Source organism: Claveliimonas sp. (genome assembly GCF_037273965.1).
In the GTDB taxonomy this organism is placed as follows: Bacteria; Bacillota; Clostridia; order Lachnospirales; family Lachnospiraceae; genus Claveliimonas; species Claveliimonas bilis.
On the sequence record NZ_JAYAZJ010000102.1, the window covers coordinates 22,100 to 32,867 of the forward strand.

12 protein-coding genes and 2 riboswitches are annotated in these 10,768 nt (G+C 43.3%); of the genes, 11 read left to right on the forward strand and 1 reads right to left on the reverse strand.

What is annotated here, in order from left to right:
- Window positions 1-121 precede the first annotated feature (121 nt).
- A riboswitch (TPP riboswitch) is annotated at window positions 122-227 on the forward strand.
- A 250-nt stretch (window positions 228-477) separates the two neighbouring features.
- Window positions 478-987, forward strand: a complete 510-nt coding sequence (gene thiW / locus WJ238_RS09500; protein ID WP_256193702.1) for an energy coupling factor transporter S component ThiW — start codon at window positions 478-480, stop codon at window positions 985-987.
- Window positions 988-1,068: 81 nt separating this feature from the next.
- A complete protein-coding gene (gene thiC, locus WJ238_RS09505) occupies window positions 1,069-2,379 on the forward strand; it encodes a phosphomethylpyrimidine synthase ThiC (RefSeq protein WP_230105325.1) in 1,311 nt (436 codons plus the stop codon).
- Between the two features lie 78 nt (window positions 2,380-2,457).
- On the opposite strand, the gene WJ238_RS09510 is transcribed toward thiC, so the two are convergent.
- On the reverse strand, window positions 2,458-3,288 hold the full coding sequence (locus WJ238_RS09510; protein WP_337606788.1) for a polysaccharide deacetylase family protein: 831 nt from the start codon (window positions 3,286-3,288) through the stop codon (window positions 2,458-2,460).
- Window positions 3,289-3,460: 172 nt separating this feature from the next.
- Between WJ238_RS09510 and WJ238_RS09515 the strand changes: the two genes are divergently transcribed.
- From WJ238_RS09515 to WJ238_RS09555, 9 genes are all read left to right on the forward strand, one after another.
- Window positions 3,461-4,633: an iron-containing alcohol dehydrogenase gene (locus WJ238_RS09515; protein WP_337606789.1), complete on the forward strand. Its 1,173-nt coding sequence runs from the start codon at window positions 3,461-3,463 to the stop codon at window positions 4,631-4,633.
- On the forward strand, window positions 4,630-5,100 hold the full coding sequence (locus WJ238_RS09520) for a flavodoxin (RefSeq protein ID WP_230105328.1): 471 nt from the start codon (window positions 4,630-4,632) through the stop codon (window positions 5,098-5,100). Before WJ238_RS09515 ends, WJ238_RS09520 begins: the two co-directional genes overlap by 4 nt.
- Before the next feature lie 19 nt (window positions 5,101-5,119).
- On the forward strand, window positions 5,120-5,749 hold the full coding sequence (locus tag WJ238_RS09525) for a TetR/AcrR family transcriptional regulator (RefSeq protein WP_316265405.1): 630 nt from the start codon (window positions 5,120-5,122) through the stop codon (window positions 5,747-5,749).
- A gap of 64 nt (window positions 5,750-5,813) precedes the next feature.
- Window positions 5,814-6,347 (forward strand): flavodoxin family protein, encoded by a 534-nt coding sequence (locus WJ238_RS09530; protein ID WP_230105330.1) that lies wholly within the window; start codon window positions 5,814-5,816, stop codon window positions 6,345-6,347.
- Window positions 6,348-6,384: 37 nt separating this feature from the next.
- The gene (locus WJ238_RS09535) at window positions 6,385-7,389 is read left to right on the forward strand and encodes an aldo/keto reductase (protein WP_337606792.1); all 1,005 of its coding nucleotides are present in this window, start codon (window positions 6,385-6,387) and stop codon (window positions 7,387-7,389) included.
- A 114-nt stretch (window positions 7,390-7,503) separates the two neighbouring features.
- Window positions 7,504-7,619: riboswitch (FMN riboswitch) on the forward strand.
- 115 nt (window positions 7,620-7,734) lie between these two features.
- Window positions 7,735-8,379 (forward strand): ECF transporter S component, encoded by a 645-nt coding sequence (locus WJ238_RS09540; protein ID WP_337606793.1) that lies wholly within the window; start codon window positions 7,735-7,737, stop codon window positions 8,377-8,379.
- Window positions 8,380-8,404: 25 nt separating this feature from the next.
- Window positions 8,405-9,052 (forward strand): flavin reductase family protein, encoded by a 648-nt coding sequence (locus WJ238_RS09545; protein ID WP_316265402.1) that lies wholly within the window; start codon window positions 8,405-8,407, stop codon window positions 9,050-9,052.
- An 18-nt stretch (window positions 9,053-9,070) separates the two neighbouring features.
- Window positions 9,071-9,394, forward strand: a complete 324-nt coding sequence (locus WJ238_RS09550) for a DUF3784 family protein (RefSeq protein WP_337606794.1) — start codon at window positions 9,071-9,073, stop codon at window positions 9,392-9,394.
- A 34-nt stretch (window positions 9,395-9,428) separates the two neighbouring features.
- Entirely contained in the window at window positions 9,429-10,619 is a 1,191-nt protein-coding gene (locus WJ238_RS09555) for a tyrosine-type recombinase/integrase (protein WP_337606795.1), read from the forward strand.
- Window positions 10,620-10,768 lie beyond the last annotated feature (149 nt).

Here is a 10,768-nt window from a genome sequence, read left to right on the forward strand (position 1 = left end):
TGTCAAATTGGGGTAAGCGGTGGGCAAAACTGTGAAACATGGTGTGTAATTTTGAAAATATTCCTTCGCAGCAGTTGCAAAATCCAGATGTCAGGGATATAATAAACCCAGTACAAAATTATAGTGATACGGGGAGCTGGCTGAAGTCGGCTGAGAGGAGACTGGTTTGTTTCGACCCATAACCTGATTTGGATAATGCCAACGTAGGGATGAATATTGAGTAATTGATAGAGTTCCGTCGGTGGAACTCTATTTTTTTCCGTGAAACATTCTGAAAAAATTCTTTTATTTTCTCGTATTCCCGTAGCGTCGGTGTACAAGGGGCAACATGGTCGGTGAAGGGGAGATTTTAGCCCCTTGTACACCGACGCTAAAGAAGAACTATAAAAAGAGTACCTGGCAGCGCTTTTGCGTGTAAGCAGGCGAAATGAAGTGAAAACGCAGAAGAAGCAGCCAAATAGGAAGGAGACGTTTTTTGTGAAGCAGAAGAATGCGACGAGAAAGCTGGTGCTGGCTGGTGTGCTGACAGCATTGGCTGTAGTTGGGAGTATGATCAGTTTCCCGGTGGCGGGAAGCAAATGTGCGCCGGTACAGCACATGGTAAATATCCTGGCAGCGGTAACCCTTGGACCGGGCTGGGGAGTGGGAATTGCATTTTGTGCAAGTCTGCTCAGAAATGTGATGGGAATCGGGAGTATTCTTGCGTTCCCGGGCAGTATGGCAGGTGCCCTGTGCTGTGGAATCGTGTATATGGTGTGCCGAAGACTTGGCGTAACCTGCTTTGCCGAAGTATTTGGGACAGGCATCCTGGGGGCTTTGGCAGCGTACCCGGCAGCAAAATTCTTGATGGGGATGGAACCGGCCGGATTGTTTGTCTATATCGTGCCGTTTTTGATTTCTACGGTAGTAGGCAGTATTCTTGCCTTTTTGCTGATTACGATTCTGGAAAAAGGCGGCGCAATGAAACTGCTGAAGGTGGCAGGATAGAACTGCTGAAATGAAAAAAGCCGGAACAATCTGGAGGACCGGCAGATCAGAGCACACAGAAAGATAAGGAGGAAACTACGGATGGAAAATTACACAACACAAATGGATGCAGCCCGGAAAGGGATTGTAACACCGCAGATGGAAATCGTGGCAAAAAAGGAAAATATGCCGGTAGAAAAATTAATGCAGCTTGTAGCAGAAGGAAAGGTGGCAATCTGTGCAAATAAAAAGCACACATGCCTTAACCCGGAAGGAATCGGAAGCATGCTGCGCACGAAGATCAATGTCAATCTGGGAGTATCCAGAGACTGCAAAGACTATGATATTGAGATGGAAAAGGTGATGAGCGCTGTAAACCTTGGCGCAGAGGCGATCATGGATCTGTCCAGCCATGGAAATACTCAGCCCTTCCGTCAGAAACTGACAAGGGAGTGTCCGGTTATGATCGGAACGGTTCCTGTTTATGACAGTGTTATTCATTATCAGAGAGATCTGGCAACTTTGTCGGCAAAAGACTTTATTGATGTGATCAGACTCCATGCAGAGGACGGCGTGGATTTTGTTACGCTGCACTGCGGAATTACACGAAAAACAATTGAGCAGATTAAGAAACATAAAAGAAAAATGAATATTGTAAGCCGGGGAGGAAGCCTGGTCTTTGCCTGGATGAGCATGACGGGAGAAGAAAATCCGTTTTATGAATACTATGATGAAATTTTAGACATCTGTGAAAAATATGATGTGACAATTTCACTTGGGGATGCATGCCGTCCCGGATGTCTGGCGGATGCAACAGATGTGTGCCAGATTGAAGAGCTGGTGCGCCTTGGCGAGCTGACAAAAAGAGCGTGGGATCACAATGTACAGGTTATGGTAGAAGGACCGGGACATGTGCCGCTTGACCAGGTGGCTGCAAATATGGAAGTGCAGAAAAGCATCTGCATGGGCGCGCCATTTTATGTACTGGGACCTTTGGTGACAGATATTGCGCCGGGATATGACCATATCACAGCGGCTATAGGAGGAGCAGTGGCAGCCATGAGCGGCGCAGCGTTTCTGTGCTATGTAACCCCGGCAGAACACCTGGCGCTTCCTAATGTAGAAGATGTAAAGCAGGGAATCATTGCTTCTAAAATTGCAGCCCATGCCGCGGATATAGCAAAAGGCGTACCGGGAGCACGAGATATCGATGACCGTATGGCGGATGCCAGGAGAAAACTGGACTGGGATGCGCAGTTTGCGTGCGCGCTGGATCCGGAAACTGCCAAAGCGATCCGTGACAGCAGAAGTCCGGAAGACGATCACAGCGACACTTGCAGTATGTGCGGAAAATTCTGTGCAGTGCGCAGTATGAATAAAGCCCTTGCCGGGGAATATATTGACATTCTTTAATATGGATTTCATTTGGGACGGGAGTATAAAAACCCCGTCCCGATTTAAATTTATGTATTCTTTTTTGTTTATTACTTTCTATCCTTCTTCGGCGACAAGATCATTTAAATCCCCAAATTCATACCCCATTTTCTCCCAGCGTGTTAATAATTCGTCGAGAATGCCGGCGTTTGTAGAAGAAGTGCTGTGGAGAAGAACAATAGCTCCCGGATGGATGCGGGGAAGCAGTTTGTCAAAGGCTTCCTCGCGGGAAGGCTGGTCCTCTTCGTACCAATCTACATAAGCCAGGCTCCAGAAAAAGGTGTGATAGCCAAGTTCCTGGGCCATTTTTAAATTTTCCTGGCTGTATTTGCCCTGCGGCGGCCGGTAAAACTTTGTCATTTCTTTCCCTGTTATCTCTTGATAAAGCAGCTCCACCTTGCCAAGTTCGGTTTCAAAACTTTCCTTTGTAGAAATCTGCGACATATCGGGGTGGCTGTAGGTGTGGTTGCCGACGGTATGCCCTTCTTTTACCATCCTTTTGATAAGATCAGGATTATCTTCTATGAAATTACCGACAACGAAAAATGTGGCAGGGGCGTGATGTTTTTTCAAAGCATCCAGTAAAGCGCCGGTATTTCCATTTTCATATCCTGCATCAAAAGTAAGATAGATGATCTGTTTACCTGTATCACCTGTATAGTAGGCGTTCAGTTCTTTTAGATCTTCGGCTTTGGCGTTTCCGATCGGCGCTTCGCCTTCCTCCTGAAAACTAAGTCCCCAGTTTCCTTCCGATGATGTTTCGGCGGCAGCGGGAAAAACCTGCTCCACGATAAAGCCGGTCAGATGACCGAAAAAAAATGCGCCTGCAAATAAAAGGGGAAGAAGAATAGGGCGAAATGGACGGAAAGATTTGAAACGTGTCAGCATAAATTCCTCGTAAATGGCCTGTTTTATGTATTATATGTCAGCGGCCGGTAAACTAGACTACGGCGAATAAAAAGTTAAAAATTTGCGAACAATATTGACACTATGTCAGAATGGAGTTATAGTATATGTACTGACATGGTGTCAGAATAAAAAATCAAAGGAGGACCTGCAAATGCTGGGAAATTTTTCGTATTGTAACCCGACAAAACTTTATTTTGGAGAGGATTCGCTGGATAATCTGAACATAGAACTGCCAAAGTATGGGAAAAATGTTATACTGATCTATGGTGGCGGGTCTATTAAGAAAAACGGGATTTATGATGAAGTTGTAGAAATTTTGAAAAAGAATGGAAAAAATGTAGCGGAAATCTCAGGTGTTATGCCCAACCCGACAGTGGATAAACTCTATGAAGGCATTGAAACTGCAAGAAACCATAATGCAGATTTTCTGCTGGCAGTTGGCGGGGGATCCGTCTGCGACTATGCGAAAGCAGTTTCTGTTTCTGTTAATTGTAAAGAAGATCCCTGGGAGAAATATTATATACGTTTTGAAGAACCGGACTGCGAGACTCTTCCGGTGGGATGTGTGCTGACTATGGTAGGAACCGGATCGGAAATGAATGCCGGGTCTGTAATCACAAATCATAAGACAAAGCAGAAGATCGGCCATGTTTTTGCGGATGAGAACATTATGCCTAAATTTGCAGTTCTGAATCCTAAATATACACTGACCCTTCCTCATTACCAGATGGTATCCGGTATTTACGATATTTTTAATCATATCTGTGAGCAGTATTTTTCCGGAGAAGACGATAACACAAGCGATTATATCAGTGAAGGTCTGATGCGTTCTGTTATTTACTCCAGTCGGATCGCCAATAAAGACCCACAGAATTATGAAGCGCGGAGCAACATTATGTGGACGGCAACATGGGCGTTGAATACGTTGGTTTCCAGGGGGAAATCTACAGACTGGATGGTCCACATGCTCGGTCAGTCTGTAGGAGCTTACACAGATGCGACTCACGGCATGACATTGGCTGCTGTTTCGCTTCCTTATTATCGTCATATTCTGCCGTATGGGCTGCAGAAGTTCAAACGGTTTGCCGTCAATGTATGGGATGTTGATCCGTCAGGCAAGACAGATGAACAGGTGGCAGAAGAAGGTCTGCAGGCAATGGAGAACTGGATGAATGAGCTGGGACTTGTAATGAACATTTCACAGCTGGGAGCGACAGAGGACATGATAGAAGGTATCGCAGACGGCACTCTTATCATGCCGGGCGGATACAAAGTTCTGGAACATGATGAAATTGTGGGAATTTTAAAGGAGAGTTTAAGATGAGTAAAACATTAATTGCATATTTTTCAGCAAGCGGCGTAACTGCCCGCGCGGCAAAACAAATGGCAGATGTTGTCCATGCGGATTTGTATGAGATTCGCCCTGAGCAGCCTTATACGTCAGCTGATCTGGACTGGATGGATAAAAACAGCCGCAGTACGATTGAAATGAATGATCCGGCCTGTCGTCCGGCCATTGCAGAACCGGTACAGAATATGGAACAGTATGATACGGTTCTGGTGGGATTTCCTATCTGGTGGTATGTCGAGCCTCGTATTGTGGATACATTTCTGGAAAGCTATGATTTTTCCGGAAAAACAGTGATTCCTTTTGCCACTTCCGGCGGAAGCGGAATAAGAAAGGCAGAAAAAAGTTTGCGGGATCATTGCCCGTCGGCTTCCTGGGAAAAAGGAGAACTTGTGAACGGTTCTAAAGCGGCAGCCTGGGCGAAACGTGTCCTGAACAGTTAGAAAGGTAGGAATAATAGTTATGCCAAAAGGGTCGGAAGAATTGACGAATGCAAGAAAAGAAGAAATCATTAATGCCTGCGCTTCGCTTTATGAAACGATGGGCTTTAAAGATATAACAATTCGGGATATTGGAGCAAAGACTTCTTTTACCCGAACGTCTATTTACAATTATTTTCAGACGAAAGAGGAAATTTTCCTGGCTCTTTTGGGGCGGGAGCATGAAGCATGGGCGGCAGATCTAAGGGGCATTCTCGACAGGTATGGCTGCCTGTCTGCCGCAGAGTTTGCAGGTGAACTTGCTCATACGCTGGAGAGGCGGGGATGTATGCTGAAACTGATGTCTATGAATCTTTATGACATGGAAGGAAACAGCCGGATTGAGAATCTTGTAGCATTCAAAAAGATATATTCCAATGCGATGCAGACCGTGATCTGTTGCCTGGAAAAGTTTTTCCCGCGTATGACTGCTGTTGACATCCAGGAATTTCTTTATGCGTTTTTTCCGTTTATGTTCGGCGTATATCCCTATACGACAGCCACAGACAAACAGAAAAAGGCTATGGAGCTTGCCCATGTAGACTATGTGCACTATTCTATCTACGAAATTACGGAATCCTTTGTCACGAAACTTTTGCAGAATTTTCAGTAGCGTTGGTGTACACCGACGCTAATCGCAGACAAGTGATTTTGAAAAACAGAAGGAGGCACATTTTATGAAAATTGTTGTACTGGAAGGGAGCCCGAATAAACATGGATCATCCAATCTTCTGGCGGATCAGTTTATCAGGGGAGCGGAAGAAGCAGGCCATACTGTAGAAATTATTGATGCGGCTCATGCGGATCTTCATCCGTGTACAGGTTGTATATACTGTGGTTATGAGGGACCCTGTGTGCAGAAAGATGATATGGAACAGTTCAGAAAACAGATATTGAATGCAGATATGATGGTGTTTGTAACGCCTCTGTATTATTATGGCATGTCTGCCCAGTTGAAGATTCTGGTTGACCGGTTCTGCGCTATTAACAGCAGTATTAACCGAAAACATATGAAATCAGCGCTTCTTGCGGCAGCGTGGAATGCGGATGACTGGACATTTGAGTCTCTGGAAAGCCATTACAGAACCCTGGTCCGCTATCTGAACCTTGATGATCAGGGAGTGGTGCTGGGCTATGGGTGCGGAACAGTGTCTATGACGAAACACAGTCCATATCCGGATAAAGCCTATGAGCTTGGACGATCTGTTTAATTAACAGCAGATTTTGAAAAGAAAAGGGGAGATCAGAATGGAATATGCAAAACTTGGGAACACGGATATAGAAGTATCAAAACTCTGTGTAGGCTGTATGAGTTTCGGAAAGGCCGGGACTATGCATGACTGGACAGTGGACGAGGCGGAAACAGAGAAAATCGTAAAGCATGCACTGGATCTGGGGATCAATTTCTTTGATACCGCAAACGGATATTCAGAAGGAACCAGCGAGGAATATCTTGGCAGGGCGCTTAAGAAAAATGTTTCAAGAGATAAAGTAGTGATCGCTTCTAAAGTTTATTTTAATCCCGGAAGACTGTCTTCAGAGGCAATCCATCGTGAGATAGAAGGAAGCCTGAAACGGCTTGGTACAGAGTATCTTGACCTGTACATCATTCACAGATTTGATTACGAGACGCCGATCGAGGAAACAATGGAGGCGCTGAATGATCTGGTCGTATCCGGAAAAGTCCGCGCTATCGGCGCTTCAGCTATGTACGGATACCAGTTTTATAATATGCAGCTGGCAGCCAGAGATCATGGCTGGGCACAGTTTTCAGCAATGGAAAATCATTACAATCTTCTTTACAGAGAGGATGAAAGAGAACTTATTCCTATCTGCCGGCAGATGAACGTATCTCTTATGCCGTACAGTCCGTTGGCAGCCGGACATCTGACCCGTCCGGAATGGAATACAGACACCCTTCGAAGTAAAACAGACAGGGTGGCAATGGGAAAATATGACAGAAGCCAGGAGCAGGATATGGAAATTGTCCGAAGAGTTCACACTTTGGCAGAAAAATATGGCATGAAAATGCAGCAGATCGCTCTGGCATGGGAATGGGCGAAAGGTGTGACATCGCCAATCATCGGAGCGACAAAAGTAGCTCATTTTGACGATGCAGCCGGAGCATTTTCCGTAAAACTTACGAATGAAGACATTGCTTTTCTGGAAGAACCATATGAACCTCACAGGATTGTAGGAGCAATCGATCAAAATCCGCCGGAAGGCGTCAAGCTGCTGGATGAGAAGAAATAAGATTTAATGGTACATTTTGACGGTATGGGAATTTTTGATTTAGATGTAAAATTTATCAAAAAGCAGTATCAATTCAATGATAAAAAGAGTATAATAAAAACCAACAACCGAATAAAGTGTCTTCGGGGCAGGGTGAAATTCCCGATTGGCGGTAAAGTCCGCGAGCGTAGATCGCATGATTTGGTGTGATTCCAAAACCAACAGTATAGTCTGGATGAAAGAAGATACCATTAGATTTCTGCAAGGTACAGCAGTGTTTGTTGCTTTGTGGTCTAATTGGAGTGTAACACCTGGAAGACATTTCCGGGTGTTATTTTTATTACTTAGATTACGGAGGGACAAAAAATGAACAGTAAAACGAAAAAAATCACGACAATTGCCATGCTGTGTGCGGTCACTTATGTTGTAATGGTTGTAGGCAGGATCCCGGTTGTGCTATTCTTAAAGTATGATCCATCGGATGTTATCGTTACTCTGGGCGGACTGATATGGGGGCCGATGACTTCCTGTATTGTGTCGGTTATTGTGGCGTCAATTGAAATGATAACAGTAAGTGATACGGGAATTTTGGGATGCATTATGAATATTATTCAAACGCTTTCTTTTGCCTGTACAGCAGCAGTTATTTATAAAAAAAGGCACACGCTGTCAGGGGCTGTTCTTGGACTGGGAGTCGGCTGCCTTGCGATGATTGTTGTTATGCTTATGTGGAACTATCTTGTAACGCCGCTTTATATGGGATATCCAAGAGAAGCTGTGGCAGAATTGCTGATTCCCGTCTTTCTTCCATTTAATTTGTTGAAAGGAGGGCTGAATGCATCTGTTACATTTCTGCTGTATAAGCCTGTTATTACTGCTTTAAGAAAAAGCGGATATGTTGCTGCTTCAGAAAAAGAGATAAGAAGCAGACATGCGGGCATGGTTTTGCTGGCGTCTATTATTATTGCAACCTGTATTCTTTTCATTTTATCAATGAATGGAGTGCTATAACGATCTTTTAAGGGAGGTGCTGTCAATGAAAATAGAGATTGGAAAAGATTTCCCGCAGTATTTTAAACCCTTGTATCCGGAGGAATTTGAGCTGTTTTCCCATTTTGAAGTGACGGCAGGCATACCGACCGTTTTGTTTGCCATTACGACATGGAAAGAAAACGGGCAACCCAATGTCTGTCTTCATTCGTGGAGCTGTTTCCATGGAGATAAGACTGCGTTCTTTGCTGTAATGGGAAATTTGTATCAGCATACGCATACCTATGCCAATATTCAAAGAGAGAAATGCTTTTGTATTAATTTCCTCCCCATAAGTTATTACGATAAATTGGTAGAAACCATTCACCACAATGATATGGAAGAAGACGAATTTGCGGCAGGGGATTTTACTCTTTCCAACGCAAAAACGATTCCAGCTCCGGTAATTGAGGAGGCTTTTATCAATATAGAATGTACCCTGAAAGAGATACAGGATTTAAGCGGTGCGGGAATTGCAGCTATGGTCATTGGGCAGGTGCAGCACATTTCCGTTGAAGAAAACTATGCAGAAGGATATGCACAGCGATATGGAAAAGAAGGATTTATGATGCTGGTGCCGGCACCGCAGAATCTTATCAGCGGAGAGCCGAATCAATCTGCCATTGCCAGTGTTGCCATTGAAAAGTATGATTAACGAAATGGGGTGGACTGAATGAGCGATATTATTTTTGCTGTAATTACAGCGCTTATTTCCATTGCTTTATTCATATATGTATCTTTTACCGCAAGAGGAAAGGGACCGATTTTATCAAATACCTATTTATTTGCAGTTCAAAAAGAAAGAGAAAAAATGGATAAAAAGGCAGAATATCATATGGTTTCGGTTGTCTTTGGCATTTTGGCAGCAATCTTTGCATTTCTGACAGTATATATTATTACAGACTGGAAAATGTGCCTCTATATAGTGTTCATTTTGTTCGCCTGTGTTATAGCATGTGCTATCAAAGAAGCTGTAAAATCTGAAAAAAGCAGATAATTGCACTGTGAACAGCAATATTTATCAGTGAAGCATGGGGCTTAAAATAGTAATGAAGAAAGAAAATGAAAAATATCTGGAAAAGCATAACCACAAAATCTGGTTTGATGAAAAAGCGAATCAGTGGATGACCTATATAGACGAACCCTCTGTAAAAAGGGGGTTCGTTTTGAAAAGACGAAAGGAAAAGGCGTCCCTTGAAAAATTAATCATTGAGCATTATCGTGCGATTGAAGAGCAACCTTGGATTTCTGACATTTTCCATGACTGGTTGACGTTAAAATTTAAGTATGGAGAAATCAGTGAGCAGACAAGAACCAGATATGAAAATGATTTTAGAAGATTTTTCCCGGATGATAATGAAATCTGTATGAAATATATAGCTGATATTACAGAGATAGACCTGGAAATGTTTATCAAGGGAAATATCAAAAAGCATAAGCTGACAAAAAAGACTTATAACGGTTTGAAAATTCTTATAAAGGGAATTTTCCGGCATGCTCGAAAGAAAAAATTGACAGATGTGATTATCTCTGTGTTTTTCGATGAATTAGACCTTTCTAAGAATATTTTTACCATACGGGAAAAGAAAACGGATACTGAAGAAGTTTACAGTGAAGAAGAAATCCCTATTATTAAGGAGTACCTTCTCAAAAAGGACTCTTTGAGGTATCTGGGAATACTTCTGGTGTTTGTGACCGGGCTTAGAGTCGGAGAGCTTGCGGCTTTAAAGCCGGAGGATATACGTCTGAAAGAAAACAGCGGTACAATTCATGTGTGTCGGACGGAAGTGCATTATAACGAGGAAAAAGAACCGGGAAAGAGAAAAAACGTTGTGCGGGTTCAAGAGTTCGCAAAATCTGAAGCAGGAAATAGAAAGATTATTGTTAACAGCTTTGCGGTACAGATTTTACGGCGTATTCAAGAATTGAATGCTGATCCAAAAGAGTTTCTTTTTGAGGAAAATGGGAAAAGGATTAAAATTCAAGGATTTAGCAGAGCATTGAGACGGACTTGTGAAAACCTGGAAATTCCTTTTAGACCAATGCACAAAATCCGAAAGACATACGGAACGACTCTTCTTGACAATCAGGTTTCGGAGACGCTTGTTGCTCATCAGATGGGGCATGCGGATATATCGACAACCAGGAAGTATTATTTTCGCAATAATCAAAGTGAAAAACATAAGATTGAGGAAATAGAAAGAGCCCTTTCAGCTATCTGATACAGCATGAAAAAGGCTCTTTTCTAATTGTGTTCTACCTTGTGTTCCAGTTCATTCCGGACATGAAAAAAACCGCTGAAATTCAGCGGTTTTTAGCAGGGGATGAGAGAATCGAACTCCCGCTAAGAGTTTTGGAGACTCCTGTCATA

Excerpts from the sequence above, each read along its gene's own strand:
- WJ238_RS09535 (WP_337606792.1), top strand. The coding sequence starts at position 6,385 with ATGGAATATGCAAAACTTGGGAACACGGATATAGAAGTATCAAAACTC.
- WJ238_RS09545 (WP_316265402.1), top strand. The coding sequence starts at position 8,405 with ATGAAAATAGAGATTGGAAAAGATTTCCCGCAGTATTTTAAACCCTTG.
- WJ238_RS09520 (WP_230105328.1), top strand. The coding sequence starts at position 4,630 with ATGAGTAAAACATTAATTGCATATTTTTCAGCAAGCGGCGTAACTGCC.
- WJ238_RS09510 (WP_337606788.1), bottom strand. The coding sequence starts at position 3,288 with ATGCTGACACGTTTCAAATCTTTCCGTCCATTTCGCCCTATTCTTCTT.
- WJ238_RS09515 (WP_337606789.1), top strand. The coding sequence starts at position 3,461 with ATGCTGGGAAATTTTTCGTATTGTAACCCGACAAAACTTTATTTTGGA.
- thiC (WP_230105325.1), top strand. The coding sequence starts at position 1,069 with ATGGAAAATTACACAACACAAATGGATGCAGCCCGGAAAGGGATTGTA.
- WJ238_RS09525 (WP_316265405.1), top strand. The coding sequence starts at position 5,120 with ATGCCAAAAGGGTCGGAAGAATTGACGAATGCAAGAAAAGAAGAAATC.
- WJ238_RS09530 (WP_230105330.1), top strand. The coding sequence starts at position 5,814 with ATGAAAATTGTTGTACTGGAAGGGAGCCCGAATAAACATGGATCATCC.
- WJ238_RS09550 (WP_337606794.1), top strand. The coding sequence starts at position 9,071 with ATGAGCGATATTATTTTTGCTGTAATTACAGCGCTTATTTCCATTGCT.
- WJ238_RS09540 (WP_337606793.1), top strand. The coding sequence starts at position 7,735 with ATGAACAGTAAAACGAAAAAAATCACGACAATTGCCATGCTGTGTGCG.
- WJ238_RS09555 (WP_337606795.1), top strand. The coding sequence starts at position 9,429 with ATGGGGCTTAAAATAGTAATGAAGAAAGAAAATGAAAAATATCTGGAA.